The organism is Kutzneria sp. NPDC051319, from assembly GCF_040682195.1.
Taxonomy (GTDB): Bacteria; Actinomycetota; Actinomycetes; order Mycobacteriales; family Pseudonocardiaceae; genus Kutzneria.
This window is the reverse complement of record NZ_JBFBAM010000002.1, coordinates 203674-222684: the sequence shown is the minus strand read 5'-3', so window position 1 is coordinate 222684 and position 19011 is coordinate 203674. Positions and strand designations below refer to the sequence as shown.

The following is a 19011-nucleotide window of genomic DNA, read 5'->3' as shown; positions in this document are numbered from 1 at the left end:
CAGGCAGCTTCCTGCCGAGGCGAAGCCGCTCAAATGGATGCTGTACGAGGGACAGACGCGGAGCTATATTGACGGCGCTCAATGAACTACCGGGGGCTTGGGGGGACAAGGGAAACGAGGCGCGGTGGGGGACCTATGCTGCAAACGCTCGGGCTGGACGACGTCGCGCACGCCGTGTACAAGAATGTTCTCGCGGGCGGCGGCGAGGACATCGAGGAGATCGCCGCACAGCTGAAACTGCCCGAATCGGCCGTGCGACAGAGCATCGACCGGCTACTGGGCCTGTCGTTGCTCCGTCGGCACGCAGGGGCCTTGCAACCAGGGAGCCCGACCACCGCGCTGGAGTCCTTGCTGCAAAGGCAAAGCGCCGACCTGGCGCGACGGCAGCAGGAGCTGGCCGAGACCAGGGCCGCGGTGAGCCGGCTGACCGCGGAATATGACCAGACATGGGGATCGCGGCAGGTCAGCGAGTGGGAGCGACTGGATGGCGTCGCAGCCATCCAGGGACGACAGGAGCTGCGCACGAAGCAAGCGCGCATCGAGTGTCTTTCTTTGCTACCACAGGACACTCCCCTGATCGACGACCTCGACGCGCGCGCGGAGCTCGACCGCCAACTGGTGCACAACGGCGCCTCGGTGTGGACGGTCTTGCTCAACAGCGCCTGCAACGATCGTGTCGCGGCCGCATACGCGGAACGCCTCGCCGATCTGGGTGGCGAAGCCCGTGCCATACCGTCACTGCCCACCTGGCTCGTCGTCTTCGACCGGAACTCGGCGTTGATTCCGGCCGGCCTGGAAAGCGATCACCCCAGCGCGTTCGAGGTCACCTGCCCGGGGGTCCTCACTGCACTGGTGGCCCTGTTCGAACGGATCTGGTCCTCGGCCACCGAACTCAGCTCCGTCCGCGCGGTCGCGAACAACGGTCCCACCGCCATGGAACGGGAGCTGCTTCGCCTTCTGGGGCAGGGACTCACCGACGAGGCGGTGTCGAAGAAACTAGGCATCGGACTGCGCACAGCCCGCCGGATGGTCGCCGACCTCATGTGCCGCCTGGATGCCCGCAGCCGCTTCGAGGCCGGCGCGAACGCCGTCAACAAGGGCTGGCTCGATCCCTGCCAAAGCACCTCAGAGCGTCCGCCGCGCGCACTCCGGCATGGGAAGTGTTGCAGCGAAACCCATTCACACCGTATCGCACACTGACGTCCACAGTAGACACACACATCGAGTGCCACCACCTGCCCGTACCGTGTGTCCGACGTGCGCGCCGCACCCCGGTCGACCCTCGTCCTGCCGTGCTCCCATGGAGGTCAATCGTGACCGCTGGAAAAGGCTTTTCTCGAAGAGGTTTTGTCCAAGGCGCGACGCTGACGAGCGCGACCCTGCTCGTCGGCCCGACCGGCACGGCACAGGCCGCTCCCGAGGACCAATCCCTTGCTCCTACCGTGGACGGATCCGGGCGCGAGCTCAGTTTCACCGCGGACTCGGCGGCCATGCAGCCTGACACCGTGGTGACCACCGCCTGCCAGTTCTGCAACGCCAACTGCCGCCTCCACGTCGGCCTGCGGGCCGAGCGTGTCATCAGCATCCAGGGCGAGCCACAGGATCCCGTTCAGCAGGGCAACATCTGCGTCAAGGCGCCGATGATGGCCCAGCTTGCCTACAATCCCCTGCGCCTGAAGACACCTCTCGTCCGGACCGGCGGCGAGAAGGGTTCACCGGACTCCACCTTCGCGCCCGCGTCATGGGATCAGGCGCTGGACGTCGTCGCAAGACGCCTCCTTCAGCTGCGGGACAGTGGAAAAGCCGCGGCGATCGCCAACCGGACGACGGGCCGGTTGCCGCGTGGCGTCGGTTCCCTGGTCGCCCGATTGTTCGCCCTTTTGGGCAGCCCGAACAACACAGACGTCGGCCCCGTGTGCAACGACGCCGGTGGCGACGCGCTCAAGGCGACATTCGGCATCGGCAACTTCACCAACGGCTACGGCACCGACGGTGCCACCGGCAAAGACGATCTGGGTTCCGCGAGGTACTTCCTGTTCCTCGGAACCAACCAGGCCGAGACCCACCCCGTCACCTTCGACTACCTGCTGCGCGGACGTGCGCGCACCGGCGCCAAGCTTGTTGTCGTCGATCCGCGCAAGACACCGACCGGCGCGATGGCGGACGAATGGGTGGGCATCAAGCCGCACACCGATCTCGCACTCGCCCTGGGCATGCTGCACCACATCGTCACCACCGACCGGCACGACAAGGCCTTCGTGCGGCAGTGGGTGCTCGGCTTCGCCGAGTTGAAGGACCACCTGGTGAAGGCCGGCTACACCGTCCAGTGGGCGGCCCAGGCCACCGGCGTGTCCGCCGACGTCATCCAGCGCATCGCCGAGGACTACGCGAAGGCCAAGCCTGCGGCGATCTTCTGCAACGCAGGCATCTCCCACCAACTGGGCTCCTTCGACACCTACCGGGTGCTGACCTTTCTCGCCGCGGTGACCGGAAACATCGGGCAGCTCGGCGGCGGCTGCAACTTCATGCACAACACCTGGCCTGGTGACCTCCACCTGCCGCCATTGACGGTGGTGACACCGTCGCTGCGCCCGGCGCTACCGGTCGGGCCGGACTACTTCGCCGAGTCGGTGCTGACGGGCAAACCGTACAAGCTCGAAGCGGTCATCACCGAAGGCAACCCGCTCATCTCGTCGGCGAACACGAACAAGGTGCGCAATGCCTTCCGCGAGCTCGACTTCTACGTCTACACCGGGCTCTTCATGGAGGAGGCCGCCTACTACGCGGACGTCATCCTCCCAGTGTGCAGTGGGCTCGAACTCGACGGCGTCTACATGCGACGCGACGACCGGGCCATCCGCTGGCAGCAGCGGGCCGTCGCTCCGGTCGGAGAGTCCCGGCCGGACTGGGAGATCTGGATCGACCTCGCCGCCTCGTTGGCGCGCAACGACAAGAAGAACCCACCGTCGTACTGGACGGACGCCTTTCCGCAGTCCTGGAAGGACTACAGCGTGCTGTGGGCGGAGTTCGTCGCAAACACGCCCGGCATGGCAGGGATGACCAAACAGCGGATGGAGGGCCGGGTGGAGCCTCTGCGCTGGCCTTGCCCGACCGTGACCCATCCCGGCGTCAGCGCGTTGTACCAGGATCACCCGTCCTGGTATCAGGCAACGGAGTCACTGGGGGCCAAGGGAAAGCGGTTCCCGACGCCGAGTGGCAAGGTCGAGATCTTCACTCCGGACCTCGACCGTCAACTCGCCACCGCCGGCCACCGGGCGCTGCCGACCTTCTACACCCACCCGGAGGTGACCGGTGCGAACCCGACGATCGCCTACGGATCGGGTTTCGTGACCAACCCGATCAATCCTCAGGCACTCACCCATCCCGTCCAGCTCGGCGTGCCCGGCGACGGATCGGTGCACAAGGACTTTCCCCTGATGGGAACCACCGGTAGGCCGAGCGTGGTCCACTTCGCATCGGTGACCCATTGGACGCCGACCGGCGAGCAGCTCAACGGCATCCGGCTCGTGCAGATCCATCCCGACACCGCCCGGCGGTTCGGCATCGCCGACCGGGACTCGATCATCGTGGAGAGCCCGCGCGGGCAGGTCTCCGGCACGGCCCTGTACTGGCCGGACATCCGCCAGGACACGATCTTCCTGCCGAACACGTTCGGTCCGGCCCAACAGGTCGGCGACCAGTTCGGCGATCCCCGCTACGAGGCCGCCAACACGCTTGTGGACGACCGGTACTACGACAACCTCTCCGGCCAACAGGCCTACAAGTGCTTCGCCTGCCGCGTCAGAAAAGCGCCGTGAGGATAGCCGGTTCGCCGCGGTCTGCGTACGGTGGACGTATGAAGCGGACGAACGGCAGCCTGGCCTCGGCGCCGGCCGTGGACGATTGTGTGCGACTCGGCGCAGAGCCGCTGGATCGTCCCGAAGCCGAGCGCCTGGCCAAGCTGCTCAAGGCCGTGGCCGACCCGGCGCGACTGCAACTGCTCAGCATCATCCACGCCGCGCCCGACGGTGAGGCCTGCGTGTGCGACCTCATCGATCCGTTGGGGTTGAGCCAGCCCACGGTCAGTCATCACCTCAAGGTGTTGACGGACGCGGGTGTGCTCACCCGCGAGCGCCGCGGATACTGGGCCTACTTCCGGCTCGTGCCTGAGCGTTGGCTCACGCTTCGTGAACTGTTCACCTGATCGGACTTGACAGTCCGAGTTGCAGAAGTTGCGGACCGGCCGGCGCACAACAGCCGCTCGCCGTCTGTCCGGCAGGTTCGTCGAACACGCCCGCGCCACCGCAGACCCCGGTCTCCGGCAGTGTGAGCTCGACACGTGCGGCGGCCTCATGGTCGCCGGCCAACTCCGCCACGACGCTGCGGACCTGTTCGTAGCCGGTCATCGCCAGAAAGGTTGGCGCCCGACCGTAGCTCTTCATGCCGACGAGGTAGAGATTCGGCTCGGGCTGGGCGAGTTCGGCGACGCCATGCGGGTACACCGTGCCGCACGAGTGCACGTTCGGATCGATCAGCGGCGCGAGCTTGCGAGGAGCTTGGAGAACGGGATCCAGATCGAGCCTGATCTCCGAAAGCGCCGACAGGTCGGGACGGAACCCGGTGAGCACCACGACCTCGTCGACCGGCTCCAGCCGGTGGCCGTCGAAGGATTCGAGCACCAGCCGGCCGTCGGCCGTCGGCGTCACGTCCGAGGTGCGGAACCCGGTGACGGTTCGGACATGACCGGCTTCGGCGGCGGCCTTCGCCCGCTGGCCCAACGCGCCGCGGGCCGGAAGCTGGTCCGCGTCGCCCCCACCGAACACCGCACCGACCGCGCCGCGACGTAGCAGCCACAGAATCTCGGTGCCCGGATGCTGCTCGGCGACCTCGGCCAGCGCGACGATCGCCGTCAAGGCGGAATGACCACTGCCCGCGACCGCCACTCGCCGGCCGGCGTAGCCGGCCCGCACGTCCGGGTCGGCCAGGTCCGGCACCCGATAGGCGATCCGGCTCGCGGCTGCGAGCTCACCCACGGCCGGCAGGCCGTCACCGCCGAGAGGGTTCGGCGACGTCCACGTGCCGGACGCGTCGATGACCGCCCGTGCCTGCAACCGCATCTCCCCCGCCGCCGTCATCACATGGACGGTCAGCGGTTCGGTGTCACGCCCGGCATCGACGACGCGGTCGCGACCTCGTCGGGCGACGCCGGTGACACGCACGCCGTAACGAACCCGATCCCCCAACGCCGCAGCCAGTGGGGCCAGATAGTCGTCCGCCCACTCGGCACCCGACGGATAACTGCTCGACTCGGGGCGCACCCAACCGGTGTTGTCGAGCAGCTTCTCCGCAATGGGGTCGACCAACTCGGACCACGCGGAGAAGAGCCGCACATGGTTCCACTGCGCGACGGCGGTGCCCGCGCGCCCGCCCGCCTCCAGCACCACGACCGGGAGCTCACGATCGACCAGATGCGCCGCCGCCGCGAGGCCGACAGGGCCCGCACCGATCACCACCACGGGCAAGTCGTCCGTCATCCGCCACTCCCATATCGATGCCAGTCGATCTACCGACGACTGTATCGACTCACATCGATCGTCGCCACCAGGGCCACCGGCCGTCGCACAAGCCGCGGGACAACCGCCGGCCACGGCTTGCCCACCGATTCGATGAATGTCAAACTAGGGACATGGCCAAGGCGACCGTGGTTGACGAGCACACAGCCGAGCCGTGCTGCGCTCCGGTCATGACCGCTCCCCTGCTGCCCGAGCACTCGGTCGACATGGCCAAGATGTTCAAGGCGCTCGGCGACCCGGTCCGGCTGCGCATCTTGTCCCTGATCGCGTCGTCCCAGGACGAGTGCTGCGTGTGCGACCTGTCGAGCTCGTTCGAGCTGTCCGCGCCCACGATCTCGTACCACTTGAAGGTGCTCCGCGAAGCCGGTCTGGTCGAGTCCGACCGCCGCGGCACCTGGGTCTACTACCGCCCCCGTGCCGAGAACCTCGGCCGGCTGTCCGCCATCCTCGCCGTGCCCGGCGTCCCAACCGCCGTCAGCTGCTCCTGAACGAGTTCGACCGCCTCAGGACGGCCATCCGGCCAACCTCCGCCGCCGGACGGGGCCACGTCGTTCCAGCCGCTCCTGTGGTGCGCCCCCGCGCCGGGGCGCATCACAGCGAAAAGCCCGTCTTCAGCGCCTACCCGTGGCGCGAAGCCATTTGCCGACACCAACGGCCGCAGCGGCGAGCCCGGAGGTGCCCCCTCCCCATATCCAGCCAGCCAGCACCACGGCGCCGATGACGATCACCGGCACCCCCGCGAATCGCCTGAACCGCGCGCGGTCGCTGATGATCAGGACAACGAGCCGCAACCAGGCCGGATCCTGGCCGGACCGCCGCTCAGCAGGTGATGCCGAAGCCTGTGGGACTCGTGAAGTCATCGCTTCAGGTGGCAGCTGGGCGCAGAGCCCATCGGACAGTAGCTGGGATGCTGCCCGGATGATCGTCTCGCTGCTGTGCCGAGCAACGCGTGCGCTGCTGTCCGTGCCGGCCGTATTGCCGCGCCGGGTCCCTGCCAAAGACGCTGAACTGCTCGTGCTGCGGCACGAGAACATGGTGCTGCGTCGACAGATCAATGGCCGAATCCGCTCTGAGCCCATAGACCGTTTCTGGTTGGCCGCGCCATCGTCATTGTTGCCGCGCCACAGCTGGAGCACTGTCTTCCCGATCACCCCGGGGACGCTGCGGCGTCACCCCGCACCCGACCGCGCAATGGGCGATCCAGCAGGCTCGCAACCTGGCCGGCGGCCTGGGCAGCCGCGTCGGGTCCCTGCGCTTCGTCCTCCGCGACCGCGACTGCAGGTACACCGCCTCCTTCGACGCTGTCTTCGCAGCCGACGAGATGAAGGTGCTGCTCAGCACGCCTCAGGCGCCGCGCATGAACGCCCACTGCGAGAGGGTGACCGGCACCGTCCGTCGGGAGGTCCTCGACCACGTTCTGATCATGAACGAGGCCCACGCCGGGCAGGTCCTCGCCGAGTACCAGGATCACTACAACAGGCATCGACCACACCGATCCCAAGGCCAGCGACCACCCGACGCCCAAGAGCAATCTCCTGCCGTAGCCGGTTTCAAGGCCCCCAAGCTCCTGCGGACGCGGGTTCTCGGGGGAGTCATCAACGAGTACCGCTACGCATGCTGAGCTGCAGCGACGAGTTTTCGAGCCCCACAGGGTGGACCTGGCGGGAAAGCCCCGCTGTGGAGCCAGAAGCGGCATGACCTCTTCGGAGCGGGGATTGTGGTCGGGAGACCGTGCTCCCAAATTGCTCCCAAAAATCAGAAAAAGCCTGCCGACGAAGATCATCGACAGGCCATCTGACCAGGCAAAACACAATGTGGGCGATACTGGGATCGAACCAGTGACCTCTTCGGTGTGAACGAAGCGCTCTCCCCCTGAGCTAATCGCCCTCTGGAGTTGTGATCTCCGCTCTCGCGGTGATGTCAGTACCTTACAACATCACCCCGGCAGACGCGAAAACGGGGGGTCCAGCAGGGGGTTGTGGAGGCCGAACCAGCTGGCTACCAGGGAGAACACGCCGAGCAGCCAGAGGGTGGCGAGGATGGCGAGTCCGGTGGCGGCGAGGATGAGCAGGCGCAGGGGGAGGGGCTGGCGGCGCAGCCAGGCGGTCCACTGGTCGTAGCGGGCGCGGGCGTATTTGAGGACGCGGCCGGCCCAGGCGAATTCGGTGGCGAGGATGGCGAGGCCGGCGAAGACGACGAGCCAGCCCGGGCCGGGGTAGGGGATGAGCACGATGCCGAGGGCGAGCACGGCGAAGCCGGCGATGGCGATGCCGACGCGGCGGATGGTGCGGAGCGGGCTCAGCTGGTCACCTCGCCACTGGCGATGACGTCGGTGGGTTTGGCGGGCAGGGCCCGGCCGGGTTCGAGGGAGATGGCGAACTTCTGGTGCTGGGCGGCGGCGGTGTTCCAGGCCAGCAGTTGGGCGGCGGCGCCGTTGACGTCGAAGGAGCTCAGCGCGATGGGGGTGCCGGTGGACATGCCCCACACGACGTAGGTCTGGTCGGAGGCGTTGTTGGCGTGCAGCCCGAGCGGCATGACGGCGGCGGAGGTGGGGCTGGACAGCAGCACGGCAGCCTCCTGCCCGTCGGTCTCCCGCAGCACGGTCCGGTGCATGGCGGGATCGCTGAGCACGGTCAGCAGCTGCGTCTGGGCCTGCTGCTGCCCGCCGAGGCGGCTCACCTGCCAGCCGAGCGCGCCGACGGCGACGGCGAGCACGAGGATGACCGCGGCGGCGGCCAGCTGGGCGGTTCGGCGGGACTGGGGGCGCTGGGTGATCTCGGCGGGCCCCGCGGGGGCCTCGGCGAGCGAGGAGCCGAGGCGGAACGGCAGCGGCTCGTAGGCCTCCTGGGGCGTGCCGGCGGCGGCGCCGAGGACCTTCTGCCGCAGCCGCGCGGGCGGGTCCTCCTGGGGCACGGAGCCGCCCAGCAGTGCGGTGACCTGCTCGGTGGACCGCACGGTCTCCCGACAGAGTGGGCAGCCGGGCAGGTGGGCCCGCAGCGCGTGCTCGTCGTCGGGCTCCAGTGCGCGCAGCGCCCAGCCGACAGCGAGTTCCTCGTTCGGGCAGCGCCCGTCCTGTCCAGCGGCGTTCACCGCTGCACCCCCGTTCGCATGCCGGTCCCGTCGCCGTCGCTGAGCAGCGACGACAGCAGCCCCCGCAACCGTCTAAATCCGGCGAAGGTGCGCGACTTGACGGTGCCGAGCGGCAGTCCGGTCAGCGCGGACACCTCGCACTGGGTGTAGCCGCCGAAGTAGGCGAGCGCGATGACCTCGCGCTGCTCGTCGGGCAGCCGCCCGAGGGCCTCCCGGACCTGCCCGCCGACGACGCCGATCAGGGCCTGGTGGTCGGCGCCGGGGCCTGGCGGCACGAGCCGTTCGGCGACCTCGTCGTCGGCACCGGAGACGTTGCGCCTGCGCTGCACGGCCTCCCGCCGCACGGCGTCGACGGCGCGGTGGTGCACCAGGGTGAGCAGCCAGGAGGCGAAGCCGCCGCGCTCCGGGTCGTACCGTCCCGGGGTGCGCCAGACGGCCAGGAAGGCCTCCTGCACGACGTCCTCGGCGAATTCCGGGTCCACGCACACCCGTCGGGCCAGGGAGTAGGCCTGCCGGCAGTACCGGTCGTACAGCTCGGCGAAGGCCGCCTGGTCTCCACCCGTGACGCGGCGAACCAGGTCGGCGTCGGTCGCGGTGGACCTGGCCGGTGGGACGGGCGCGTCAGCCACCACGGAAATCCTCACGTCCAACATTCGCGCAACATGCGGTACCGGGTTCAGGTTAAACCCAGCAAGATGGGGGTCGCCGAACGGAAGGGTTCACGGAGAGTGTTCGACCGGTCGCCCAGCGACACATGTCTGGCCCGGACGGGTGAAGTAGGTCGTCTCCGCGAGCGGTGTTCCTCACTTCGGCGTCACAACTGAGGAGCTCGGTCGTTTGCTGGCCGGGAAGGGAGCAGAAGGGTAACGACGATGCGCAACGACCACGTGACGCTCCGCTCTACGGCGGTGTTTGACCTCCTCGCCCCGCGCACACCCGCGGTGCCGGTGCAGGTGGAGCTCCGCTACGACACCCGTGACCCCTATGCCGTGGTGGCCGCCTTCCGGACCGGGCGCGCCGGCTGGGTGGAGTGGGTGTACGCCCGTGACCTGCTCGCGGACGGGCTGATCGCCGAGGCCGGCGACGGCGATGTCCGCATCAAGCCCGCCACCGACGACCCCGAGGTCGTCGTGATCGAGCTCAACTCGCCCTCCGGGCACGCCACCTTCGAGGCCGCCTCCGAGGAGCTCGCCGATTTTCTGGACAGAACCTACGACGTGGTCGTGCCCGGCAACGAGCACCTCTGGGTCAACGTCGACCAGGCGCTCACGCACCTGATCTCCAACGACATGAGCTGACCCGTCATACCCCATCTGACCTGTGAGTATGCCGTCGTTCGACCCCCGATTTGATCCAGAGCGGGGCCATCGGATAAGGTTTCACCAGCACCACGGAGAACGGATCCCAACCGCAAGATGAACCAGAGGGTTCACTTACGGAGATCCACTCCTGAAGTCGCATGCGGACGTAGCGCAGTTGGTAGCGCATCACCTTGCCAAGGTGAGGGTCGCGAGTTCGAGTCTCGTCGTCCGCTCGGGTAACGGCCCCTCGTCATTCGGGTCGAAGTTCCTGGGCTGTACCATCCAGGAAAACGGCGGAGTGGCCGAGTGGCTTAGGCAAGGGCCTGCAAAGCCCTGTACACGGGTTCGATTCCCGTCTCCGCCTCGGGCGATTAGCTCAGTGGGAGAGCACTACCTTGACACGGTAGGGGTCACTGGTTCAATCCCAGTATCGCCCACCAGTTATACATGCTGGTGAGAACTACGGCCGACGATCTTCGTCGGCCGTTTTTCGTGCCCGGACAAGATCATTTGGCGTAGATTTGGCGTGACGGTTTGCTGCGGGCTTCCTGGCCTGCTCGGCGGCGGCAACCAGCGCCGGCTCCAGGTGCGGGAACCTGTGGGGCTCGAAAACTCGTCGCTGCAGCTCAGCATACGTAGCGGTACTCGTTGATGACTCCCCCGAGGACCCGCGTCCGTAGGAGCTTGGGGGGCCTTGAAACCGGCTACGGCAGGAGATTGCTCTTGGGCGTCGGCTGGTCGCTGGTTTTGAGACCGGTGTGGCCGATGCCTGTTGTAGTGATCTTGGTACTCGGCGAGGACCTGCCTGGCGTGGGCCTCGTTCATGATCAGTACGTGGTCGAGGACCTCCCGGCGGACGGTGCCGATCACCCGCTCGCAGTGGGCATTCATGCGAGGCGCCTGAGGCGCACTGAGCAGCACCTTCATCTCCTCGGCTGCGAAGACAGCGTCGAAGGAGGCGGTGTACCTGCAGTCGCGGTCGCGGAGGAGCAAGCGGAGGGGCTCGACGCGGCTGCCCAGGTCGTTGGCCACGTTGCGAGCCTGCTGGGTGATCATTGCGTTGTGGGGTGCGCGGTGGGGCCGGTGATGTGGAGCTTGCGTGTTCGGTGCTCGAGGAACGCCAGTGCGCACAGCCGTCTGCCGGTGATCGTGTCCACATGGAAGAAGTCTGCGGTCCGCCCTTTGACCTGTCGTCGCAGCACCGCGTTCTCGTGCCGTAGCACGAGCAGTTCGGCGTCCTTGGCGGTGTCCCGGCGCAGTAGAACCGCGGGCACGGATAGCAGCGCGCCAGTTGCTCGGTACAGCAGCGACACGATCATGCGGGGCAGCATTCCAGCTGCCGACGGAAGGGGTCGTGAACCCGCTGTGACCTGCAGCGATGACTTACCGAGCCCCACAGGATGGCCCGCAACGGCATCACCGGCGAGCTGGCCGACACGATCTTCCTGCGGCTGCGGGCTTTCGCCAACTATGGCTTCCCGGTTCTCACGCCCAACAACACCTCTCGGAGCCGCAGCCGGCAGCAGCTTAACCGAAACTGTCATACCCACCACAGCGGCCTCTGGCTCCACTTGGGACTATCGAGAGGAGACGGCCCACGCACCCGTCCTGACCATGGTCGGTTTCGGTCCGGCTGCCTAAACCCGGGCCTCATGCCGTTCGCCGCCCCTGCTGATCAACCTCGACGGCAGCGGCCATAACGCACCCTCTTCGCCGATGGGCCGTGGGCTGCCTGCTCGGCTGGCGTCCCCCCGGCCAGCGCCCACTGGGCCTAGTAACGGCGGGACCTCAGGTCGGCCAACCTGCCCGTGGCGGCTTGGGCTACGAGAAGAGGAGCAGAGAAGTGTCACCTGGTGACCATCAGGTGACCGCTACCGCCGGGCGATGTGGTGGATCCCGGGAAATGATTGGAGAGCGTCGCCGCAAGCAACCAGCCGCCCAGACCGCGCGAACACCCGAACCGCGCCGGAAGGACACGCCATGACCGCCGCCGCACGCACGGCCCCGACTGCACCAGGCGTGCGGTCCTGGTGGGGAATCCCGTTCGCCACCGCCGAGCGTTACCGCCGCCCCGTGCTTGCGGACTTCGATCCGGACCGTCCCTACGACCGTAAGGGTGTCGCCCCTGTCCAGCCCGACAGCGGCGACTGGCTCGAAGCTGACAGCGGGACCGGCGAGGACTGTCTGAATCTGAACGTGTGGGCTCCCGCGCAGCAGGCCGGGAAGGCGCTACCGGTGGCCGTGTACGTCCACGGCGGCGGATTCGAGTACGGCGCGAACACGCAGACCACCTCGAACGCCGCCGGTCTCGCCGCGTCGGGGCGCGTTGTGGGCGTGTCGGTCAACTACCGGCTCGGCGCACTGGGTGCGCTCTCGCTCTCGCAGTACGGCGGGCGGCTCGCCGAGGCCAGCAACCTCGGCCTGCAAGACATCATCGCCGCGCTCACCTGGATCAAGCAGCACATCACCCACTTCGGCGGCGACCCCGACAACGTCACCGTCTTCGGCCACAGCGCCGGCGCCTATTCGACCTTCGGACTGCTCGGCGCCTCCTCTGCGGACGGCCTGTACCGCCGGCTGGCGGGATTCTCCGGCGGGCCCGCTCGTATCGTCCCGGCCTGGTGGGCGGAGGAGCTCGCGCACCGGTTCGTCACCGAACTCGGCGTCGCGGACAACCCCGACAAGCTGATCGACCTCGACGCGGCCTGTCTGGTGGCCGCCCTGCGCAAAGTCTGTCCGACGGACCTCGGAGTCCGCGGCGGGGTGGACAATCAGGCCACTGGCGTCGTCCTGGACGCCGGACAGCCCGGCTCGGTGGTGCACGCCCACCCCATGGACGTCCTGGCCTCGGGTTCGCACCGGGAGATCGACGTGCTCCTGAGTATGGCCAGCGACGACATGGGCTGGTGGGTGGCGAACGACCTCGACCGGTTCGACCCGCACACGCTCGACCGCGTCACCGACGAAGTCGCGGGGTGGCGCATCTCCCGCTCCCGCGCGAAGAAGATCGTCGATGCCTACGACCAGGACGGCCGCACCCCAGCCGAGGTCCGCGCCGCGGTCATGGCGGACTACCTCTTCGCGCTCCCCGCCGCCCGCGGTGCACTGGCCCACGCCGCCGCAGGCGGCAACGCACAGCTCCTCCTGATCGGGCCCGCCGAGGACGCGCCCGCCGTGCACGGCACCGAGATGTACGCGCTGGTAGGCCAGGAACAGCCGGGCCGCAGCGTCGAACAAGCCGAGCGTGACACGCGTATCCGCGACATCGTGCTCGACTTCGCCACCGGCGAGCAGACCCGTCTGTGGCCCGCCGTCACGGACGTGCCCGCCTCGGAAAGCGTCGGCAACCCGCCCTTCGAGGCCGGCGCCCACTACCAGGCGGCCCTCGACCTCTGGGAGAACATCGACCGCCCCTGACGGCCACCGGGCGATACCAAGATGCTGAACGGCGCAGGGCCACCACTGGCCGATCACCTCGTCCTAGAGCCCCGGCTCCACCTTCACATCCGGGGGACGAACAGAGCAAGGAACTCGGCATGAACCAACCGACAGCAGCCGACGACACCGCACCAGCGACGATGCGGGCCGTCGTCGTCACTCAGCCCGGCGGCCTCGACGCACTGGAGATCAAGGACGTGCCGGTGCCCGCACGCAAGCCCGGCTGGGTGCGGATCAAGGTGAAAGCCTTCGGCGTCAACGAGTCCGAGGTCACCACCCGCAAAGGTGAGTCAAGCTCGGACGTCACCTACCCGCGCGTGCCCGGCATCGAGGGCGTCGGCGTGGTCGATGAGGCCGACGAGGACAGCGGACTGCGGCCGGGACAGCAGGTGGCCACGATGATGGGCGGTATGGGCCGCTCGTACGACGGCGCGTACGCCCAGTATGTGACCGCCCCCGCGGAACAGGTCATCCCGTTCGAGACCGGCCTGCCGTGGGAGGTCGTCGGTGCGCTTCCGGAGATGTTCCAGACCGCCTACGGCTCTCTCGCCACCGGCCTCGGCTTGCAGGCGGGACAGACCCTGCTGATCCGCGGCGGCACCTCCACGGTCGGGCTGAGCGCGGCCACGATCGCCAAGGACCTCGGAGCCACCGTGCTGTCCACCACCCGCAGCCCGGAACGGGCCGGTGAACTGCGGGCCGCGGGCGTCGACCATCCCCTCGTCGACAACGGCACCATCGCCGACCAGGCGCGCGAGCTGGTGCCGGACGGTGTCGACGCCGTACTGGAACTGGTGGGCTGCTCGGTCCTCGCCGACACCCTCCGCACCGTCCGCCGGCACGGCACCGTCTGCTTCACCGGAGCCCTGGCGGGCCAGTGGACGATCCCCGACTTCACCCCGTTCATGATCCCCAACGGGGTACGGCTGACCTCCTACGGTGGCCAGGCCGCCGACCTCCCGGCCGACGTCTTCGCCCACCAACTCCAGGCCATCGCCGCAGGGCGCCTCACAGTCCCGGTCGCGAAGGTCTACCACGGCCTGGAACAGATCCGTGACGCCCAGGCCGACCTTGAGTCCGGCACCACGCCGGGCAAGCACGTCGTCGTCCTGGGCGACTGAGAAACGTGCACTCCCACTGGGCGTTCACGCAGACCGCGACGGGAGTCATCGCCTCCTGACGGGCAATGGGCCTCCGCCGTGTTTCCGTCACGCGTCGGTTCTCGCTTCGCGAGCTGCGAACGCGGCCGGAGTGGAACCGGTGCGGTCGCGGAAGAAGCGGCCGAAGTTCGCGGGATCGGTGAAGCCGAGGTGAGCGGCCACAGTCCGGGCATCCCACCGGGCACCTCCCAGCAGGCGCCGGGCTTCGATCAGCCGCCGCTCGTTGATCAGCTCACGCACCCCGTTACCGGTCGCGTCCTGGGCAGCGCGGCTGAGGGTGCGGACCGAGCAGCCAAGCAGTTCTGCGTAGTCCACTGCCCGATGCAGTTCGCGGAAGTGCAGCTCCAGGGCGTCCAGGAACCGTCGGTACGTGTCACTACGGCTCGCGCCGGCCGTCGCGTCGGCGGCAGCGATGCCGGCGGAATTGGCCAGGCGCAGCAGCAGCGATTCGAGCAGACTGCGGCGCAGGGCGTGGTGGACATCGAGAGGCCGGCGCCCGAGCGCCCGGTGTTCATCCAGGAGCTGCAACGCCGTCTGCTTGAGCCAGACGACGTCGTCAGGGTGCGGGCTCAACACGGCGGGCGCCCCGTGCGCGGTGAGCGGGGCCAGGAGGCGGGCGGTGGCGGGCGTCAGCACGTCCGGCTCGAACAGGATGAACGGGCCGCGGGCGGTGCCGAGCGGATGCCAGCACTGCGCGTGTCCGGGACGCACCCACAGCCACTGGCCGGGCGCGATGGTTCGCGTGACGTGGTCGACGTCGTGCCGCAGCTCACCCTCGGTGACCAGGATCAGGTAGTGGAAGGTGGCGCGGCCGGGACGGGGCGGATTCCACGGCCAGTCGTCGTGCTGGGCGAAGAAATCCTCGACGGTGATCACCTCAAGGCCGTACGGAGTGCCGACCGGGGGCCGGAACCCGTACACCGGGACCGCAGCCGGTTCGCTCGACCTGGAGTGTCGCTTGTGGACCATCACGTGTCCGCAGCCTACTGCCGTCTTGGTCGGTTTCGCGGAAAGGATTGGGACGTGCCGCCACAACCCGCGTGTCGCGTCTTCGCTGTCACAGCCCGTCACCACCCGAGAAGGCCCACCACCATGAACGGATCGACTCTGCACAAGACCGCCGCCGACTGCGCGGAGGAACTCCCCGGAGCCCGGCTGGAGCATCCCTTCGGCCCCGACTGGGAGGTCTTCAAGGTGCGCGGCAAGGTGTTCATGCTGATGACCGAGGTCCCGGGGCGTCCCGTCGTGATCCTCAAGGCGGACCCCGGCGAGGCCCTCGCCCTGCGGGAGCAGAACCGCCACATCACCCCCGGTTACCACATGAACAAGAAGCACTGGATCACGCTGGAGGGCGGGGAAGGCGTCGACACGACGCTGGTCCAGGAACTCGTCACCGACTCCTACTTGCTCGTGGTCTCTCACCTGCCCAAGGCCGAGCAGCCCGTTGATCCGCACACCTACGGCAGCGGCACGCGGGCGGCCAGGTGAGCGCTGCGGTGACCGCACCAGGACACCGCGCGCCACGGCCTTCGCGCTGCCCGGGACGGACCACGGCTACCCGTTCACCGAGCACCTGGACGTGTACAAGGTGGCGGGCAAGGTGTTCTTGATCGTCACCGACGACCCGGACGACCAGATCATCACGGTCAAGTGCGAACCTGAGTGGCGACCTCCTTGCCGTTGACCCAGACGTCGGCCTGGCCGACGATCCCGTTGACGACCAGGCTCGCGGTCTGGCCGGACTGCAGATCGGGTGCGAAGTCGGTGCGGTACCACCACGGAACCATGAACTGCGGGACCGTTTCTGGCCCTGTCTTCTTCTGGACACCGAAGCAGGTCTTCATGTTGTCGGCGTAGAAAACGTTGGGGCACTTGCCGTTCTGCAGCAGCGCAGTGATCTCGGTGCCGGGAGCGCCGGCATCGTCCGGGGTGACCGACAGCCAACTGGAAGTGTTGAAGCCGGGCGTCGAGATCTGGCCACTCTGGCCGGCGGTCGCACTGCTGAGCACTTTCCAGCCGGTGGCGCCGAGGGTGGACCGGCCGTGCACCGCCTCGGCGGCGAGCCGAGGCGCCGGAGCCGACGGCCCGGCCGTGGCGGCGCTGCTGGCGGTGTGTCCGGCCATCGCCAGCAGGATCACGGCCGGGGACACCATGATTCCTCTGCGCATGCTGCCTCCAGGATGTGACGGACTGGACCGAGCTCTGCGGCGGAGGTGGCATGGGCCACGTGCCGAGGTTCGCACACGACGGTGGTGTCGAGCCCAAGATGTGGGGGTTCGCAACGCTTTCACACCGGGGTCACATCTTCGGCGCGGCGGGTGTGATGTGAGGACCATGTGACAGCGATGCGAATGTCCACATTCTTCATACGGTCCGCACGCGAAGGCGCACGCCGTCGATACGATGCGCCAATCGTAAGGAAGGTTTCCATACGAAGAGAGCGGATCATGACACAACGCTGCAGAAGGACCGAACGGGCCGGCGGTGTGGCGCTGGCACTGATCGCGGTGACCGGGACGGTGTCCGCCGGGCTGCCCGGTGTCGCGGCCGCCGCCAACCAGAGTCCATTCGAGACGGTCAACCATCCCTTCCCCGCTCACGTCACCTACGCGACCGGCGTGCTGCCCTCGGTCAGCCAGGCCGCCCGCGACACCGCGGTGCAACGGCAGTACGACTCCTGGAAGGCCACCTACCTTGTCGCCGGGTGCGGGACGGGTCAGTACTACGTCTCGACCAAGGGTGACGACGACGCGCCGAACAACGGCCCCGTCTCGGAAAGCCAGGGCTACGGCATGAACATCGTGCCGCTGATGGCCGGCTACGACGTCAACGCGAAGGCCGAGTTCGACGGGCTCTGGAACCTTGTCAGCACCCACCGCGACGGCCAGGGCATGATGCAGTGGCAGCTCGACGGAAAGACCTGCAAGTACGCCGACTCGGGCACCCCCGACGGCGCGACCGACGGCGACCTCGACATCGGCTACGGCCTGCTGCTGGCCGACAAGCAGTGGGGCGGCTACACCGCCGCCGCGACGGACTGGCTGGCCAGGTTCTACGCCGCCGACGTCGCTTCGGACGGGCACCTCAAGAGTGAGGACGACGGCGACAACAACGTCACCCGGCCCTCCGACCACATGTACGACCATCTGCGCGCCTTCGCCGCGTACGACAAGGCACACGACTGGAACAAGGTCATCACCCGGACCGAGGCCGTGGACACCGCGTTCTCCGCGAAGTACTCCCCCACAACCGGACTGCTGTCCGACTTCGTGCTCGGCGCGGACACCAGCAGCCCGTCTCCCGCGCCGGCTAGGTACCGGGAGAACCAGCCCGACAACATCGTCGGCTACAACTCCATCCGCGTGCCATGGCATCTCGGCACCGACGCGCTGCTCAACGGCAGCGCGGCTGCCGTGGAACTGTCCTTGGGCGCCAAGGAATCGGCCTGCCTCAAGGCGCAGTCCGGCGGCGTGCCGACCAAGGTCTACCCGCACACCAACCTCGACTGCACACCGCACCCCACCGACGGGGCGGGCCATGCCGACACCGAGGCCGAAGAGGCCGGCGACTCGATCGGCCCGGCCGCCATGGCTTCGGGCGACCAGGCGTGGACCGACGCCATCTGGAACGAACTGGCCACCAACCCCTTCGGTGACCCGTACTACGGCGAGACCATCAAGATGCTCGTCTACATCGTCATGGCCGGCGACTACTGGTCTCCCATGGGACCGCCCAGCGGCGGCTCCGGGCCGGCCGCACCGGCCGCCCTGTCGGTGACCGGCGCCACGAACTCAAGCATCGGCCTGTCCTGGACCGAACAGAACAACACCGATCCGGCAGTGTCCTACAAGATCTACGAGGGCTCCGCGGTGGTGGCCACCTCGACCGGGACGACGGCCACGATCAGCGGGCTGGCCGCCGGCACCAGCCACACGTACACCGTCACGGCAGTCGACGCCGCCGGCACCGAATCGCCGCACAGCGGCCCGGTCACCGGCGCCACCGGCGGCGGCGCCGGTGGCACCTCTGTGACCGTCAGCAAGGCCGCCGACACCGGCACCGGCAACTACACCGACCAGGCCGTCATCACCAACAGCTCCGGCGTCGACGTGCACGGCTGGAACGTGCAGTTCGACCTCAGCGGCCGGATGACCGTCACGAGCGCGACCAACGCCGTGCTCACCTCCAGTGGGAACCACTGGACCCTGACCAACACCGCGGCGGACGCGACCATCGTGGCCGGCGGCACTCTCGTCGTCACGTTCAAAGGCACGTACACCAAGGGCAAGCAGTACGTCGCGCCGACCAACGTCACCCTTCACACCAGCTGATCCCCGACCGCTCCCGGGCCGGCCCGCGTTCCGAGCGGGCCGGCCCGGACACACACTCCCAGGGTGGTGACTACTGTGGCCGCGTGACCCCTTGCCGCCCGGTTGTCTCCCCTCGCGC

Annotated in this window: 19 protein-coding genes and 4 tRNA genes; 14 read left to right on the top strand and 9 right to left on the bottom strand. The window is 68.2% G+C overall.

Features of this window, described 5'->3' with window-relative positions; genetic code table 11:
* The first annotated feature begins 135 nt into the window (after positions 1 to 135).
* The 3 genes from AB0M73_RS03065 to AB0M73_RS03055 all read left to right on the top strand — a co-directional run bounded on the left by AB0M73_RS03065 (position 136) and on the right by AB0M73_RS03055 (position 4204).
* Positions 136 to 1200, top strand: a complete 1065-nt coding sequence (locus tag AB0M73_RS03065) for a helix-turn-helix transcriptional regulator (protein ID WP_363886103.1) — start codon at positions 136 to 138, stop codon at positions 1198 to 1200.
* 113 nt (positions 1201 to 1313) lie between these two features.
* The gene (locus AB0M73_RS03060) at positions 1314 to 3818 is read left to right on the top strand and encodes a molybdopterin-dependent oxidoreductase (RefSeq protein ID WP_363886100.1); all 2505 of its coding nucleotides are present in this window, start codon (positions 1314 to 1316) and stop codon (positions 3816 to 3818) included.
* Between the two features lie 38 nt (positions 3819 to 3856).
* A complete protein-coding gene (locus tag AB0M73_RS03055) occupies positions 3857 to 4204 on the top strand; it encodes a metalloregulator ArsR/SmtB family transcription factor (protein WP_363886098.1) in 348 nt (115 codons plus the stop codon).
* Here AB0M73_RS03055 and AB0M73_RS03050 read toward each other — a convergent pair.
* The gene (locus AB0M73_RS03050) at positions 4197 to 5534 is read right to left on the bottom strand and encodes an NAD(P)-binding domain-containing protein (protein WP_363886096.1); all 1338 of its coding nucleotides are present in this window, start codon (positions 5532 to 5534) and stop codon (positions 4197 to 4199) included. The two genes, AB0M73_RS03055 and AB0M73_RS03050, sit on opposite strands and share 8 nt — an antisense overlap.
* Positions 5535 to 5743: 209 nt before the next feature.
* On the opposite strand from AB0M73_RS03050, the gene AB0M73_RS03045 reads away from it, so the two are divergent.
* Complete coding sequence (locus AB0M73_RS03045) at positions 5744 to 6061, top strand: metalloregulator ArsR/SmtB family transcription factor (RefSeq protein ID WP_363886093.1); 318 nt, start codon at positions 5744 to 5746, stop codon at positions 6059 to 6061.
* 833 nt (positions 6062 to 6894) lie between these two features.
* A complete protein-coding gene (locus AB0M73_RS03040) occupies positions 6895 to 7194 on the top strand; it encodes an integrase core domain-containing protein (protein ID WP_363886090.1) in 300 nt (99 codons plus the stop codon).
* A 194-nt stretch (positions 7195 to 7388) separates the two neighbouring features.
* On the opposite strand, the gene AB0M73_RS03035 is transcribed toward AB0M73_RS03040, so the two are convergent.
* From AB0M73_RS03035 to AB0M73_RS03020, 4 genes are all read right to left on the bottom strand, one after another.
* Positions 7389 to 7460: transfer RNA gene (locus AB0M73_RS03035), tRNA-Val, on the bottom strand.
* 49 nt (positions 7461 to 7509) lie between these two features.
* Positions 7510 to 7857, bottom strand: coding sequence for a TIGR02611 family protein (locus tag AB0M73_RS03030; RefSeq protein ID WP_363886300.1), 348 nt, complete (start codon positions 7855 to 7857; stop codon positions 7510 to 7512).
* Between the two features lie 14 nt (positions 7858 to 7871).
* Positions 7872 to 8663, bottom strand: coding sequence for an anti-sigma factor (locus AB0M73_RS03025; RefSeq protein WP_363886088.1), 792 nt, complete (start codon positions 8661 to 8663; stop codon positions 7872 to 7874).
* Entirely contained in the window at positions 8660 to 9292 is a 633-nt protein-coding gene (locus AB0M73_RS03020) for a sigma-70 family RNA polymerase sigma factor (protein ID WP_363886087.1), read from the bottom strand. Before AB0M73_RS03020 ends, AB0M73_RS03025 begins: the two co-directional genes overlap by 4 nt.
* 243 nt (positions 9293 to 9535) lie before the next feature.
* Here AB0M73_RS03020 and AB0M73_RS03015 point away from each other — a divergent pair, with 243 nt between their 5' ends.
* The 4 genes from AB0M73_RS03015 (at position 9536) to AB0M73_RS03000 (ending at position 10404) form a co-directional block, all read left to right on the top strand.
* Positions 9536 to 9961 carry an SsgA family sporulation/cell division regulator gene (locus tag AB0M73_RS03015; protein ID WP_043716771.1) on the top strand — a complete coding sequence of 142 codons (426 nt, stop codon included), beginning with the start codon at positions 9536 to 9538 and terminating at the stop codon, positions 9959 to 9961.
* A 163-nt stretch (positions 9962 to 10124) separates the two neighbouring features.
* Positions 10125 to 10197 (top strand) — tRNA-Gly (locus AB0M73_RS03010).
* 59 nt (positions 10198 to 10256) lie between these two features.
* Positions 10257 to 10328, top strand: a tRNA-Cys gene (locus AB0M73_RS03005).
* 1 nt (position 10329) lies between these two features.
* Positions 10330 to 10404, top strand: a tRNA-Val gene (locus tag AB0M73_RS03000).
* A gap of 1 nt (position 10405) precedes the next feature.
* On the opposite strand, the gene AB0M73_RS02995 is transcribed toward AB0M73_RS03000, so the two are convergent.
* Complete coding sequence (locus AB0M73_RS02995) at positions 10406 to 10855, bottom strand: integrase core domain-containing protein (protein ID WP_363886297.1); 450 nt, start codon at positions 10853 to 10855, stop codon at positions 10406 to 10408.
* Between the two features lie 161 nt (positions 10856 to 11016).
* Positions 11017 to 11283: a hypothetical protein gene (locus AB0M73_RS02990; protein ID WP_363886083.1), complete on the bottom strand. Its 267-nt coding sequence runs from the start codon at positions 11281 to 11283 to the stop codon at positions 11017 to 11019.
* A gap of 661 nt (positions 11284 to 11944) precedes the next feature.
* Here AB0M73_RS02990 and AB0M73_RS02985 point away from each other — a divergent pair.
* A complete protein-coding gene (locus AB0M73_RS02985) occupies positions 11945 to 13381 on the top strand; it encodes a carboxylesterase family protein (protein WP_363886080.1) in 1437 nt (478 codons plus the stop codon).
* A gap of 119 nt (positions 13382 to 13500) precedes the next feature.
* Positions 13501 to 14523 (top strand): zinc-binding dehydrogenase, encoded by a 1023-nt coding sequence (locus AB0M73_RS02980; protein WP_363886077.1) that lies wholly within the window; start codon positions 13501 to 13503, stop codon positions 14521 to 14523.
* An 87-nt stretch (positions 14524 to 14610) separates the two neighbouring features.
* Here the strand turns inward: AB0M73_RS02980 and AB0M73_RS02975 are convergent, their stop codons facing one another.
* A complete protein-coding gene (locus AB0M73_RS02975) occupies positions 14611 to 15438 on the bottom strand; it encodes an AraC family transcriptional regulator (protein WP_363886074.1) in 828 nt (275 codons plus the stop codon).
* A gap of 216 nt (positions 15439 to 15654) precedes the next feature.
* Here AB0M73_RS02975 and AB0M73_RS02970 point away from each other — a divergent pair, with 216 nt between their 5' ends.
* Together AB0M73_RS02970 and AB0M73_RS02965 are read left to right on the top strand one after the other, a co-directional pair.
* Complete coding sequence (locus AB0M73_RS02970; protein WP_363886072.1) at positions 15655 to 16050, top strand: MmcQ/YjbR family DNA-binding protein; 396 nt, start codon at positions 15655 to 15657, stop codon at positions 16048 to 16050.
* Positions 16051 to 16141: 91 nt separating this feature from the next.
* Positions 16142 to 16246, top strand: a complete 105-nt coding sequence (locus AB0M73_RS02965; protein ID WP_363886295.1) for a hypothetical protein — start codon at positions 16142 to 16144, stop codon at positions 16244 to 16246.
* On the opposite strand, the gene AB0M73_RS02960 is transcribed toward AB0M73_RS02965, so the two are convergent.
* On the bottom strand, positions 16209 to 16700 hold the full coding sequence (locus tag AB0M73_RS02960; RefSeq protein ID WP_363886070.1) for a hypothetical protein: 492 nt from the start codon (positions 16698 to 16700) through the stop codon (positions 16209 to 16211). The genes AB0M73_RS02965 and AB0M73_RS02960 overlap by 38 nt on opposite strands.
* A 309-nt stretch (positions 16701 to 17009) precedes the next feature.
* Here AB0M73_RS02960 and AB0M73_RS02955 point away from each other — a divergent pair, with 309 nt between their 5' ends.
* A complete protein-coding gene (locus AB0M73_RS02955) occupies positions 17010 to 18893 on the top strand; it encodes a glycosyl hydrolase family 8 (protein WP_363886067.1) in 1884 nt (627 codons plus the stop codon).
* The last annotated feature ends 118 nt before the right edge of the window (positions 18894 to 19011 follow it).

Excerpts from the sequence above, each read along its gene's own strand:
- AB0M73_RS03065 (WP_363886103.1), top strand. The coding sequence starts at position 136 with ATGCTGCAAACGCTCGGGCTGGACGACGTCGCGCACGCCGTGTACAAG.
- AB0M73_RS03055 (WP_363886098.1), top strand. The coding sequence starts at position 3,857 with ATGAAGCGGACGAACGGCAGCCTGGCCTCGGCGCCGGCCGTGGACGAT.
- AB0M73_RS03050 (WP_363886096.1), bottom strand. The coding sequence starts at position 5,534 with ATGACGGACGACTTGCCCGTGGTGGTGATCGGTGCGGGCCCTGTCGGC.
- AB0M73_RS03045 (WP_363886093.1), top strand. The coding sequence starts at position 5,744 with ATGACCGCTCCCCTGCTGCCCGAGCACTCGGTCGACATGGCCAAGATG.
- AB0M73_RS03040 (WP_363886090.1), top strand. The coding sequence starts at position 6,895 with ATGAAGGTGCTGCTCAGCACGCCTCAGGCGCCGCGCATGAACGCCCAC.
- AB0M73_RS03015 (WP_043716771.1), top strand. The coding sequence starts at position 9,536 with ATGCGCAACGACCACGTGACGCTCCGCTCTACGGCGGTGTTTGACCTC.
- AB0M73_RS02995 (WP_363886297.1), bottom strand. The coding sequence starts at position 10,855 with ATGAATGCCCACTGCGAGCGGGTGATCGGCACCGTCCGCCGGGAGGTC.
- AB0M73_RS02990 (WP_363886083.1), bottom strand. The coding sequence starts at position 11,283 with ATGATCGTGTCGCTGCTGTACCGAGCAACTGGCGCGCTGCTATCCGTG.
- AB0M73_RS02985 (WP_363886080.1), top strand. The coding sequence starts at position 11,945 with ATGACCGCCGCCGCACGCACGGCCCCGACTGCACCAGGCGTGCGGTCC.
- AB0M73_RS02980 (WP_363886077.1), top strand. The coding sequence starts at position 13,501 with ATGAACCAACCGACAGCAGCCGACGACACCGCACCAGCGACGATGCGG.
- AB0M73_RS02970 (WP_363886072.1), top strand. The coding sequence starts at position 15,655 with ATGAACGGATCGACTCTGCACAAGACCGCCGCCGACTGCGCGGAGGAA.
- AB0M73_RS02955 (WP_363886067.1), top strand. The coding sequence starts at position 17,010 with ATGACACAACGCTGCAGAAGGACCGAACGGGCCGGCGGTGTGGCGCTG.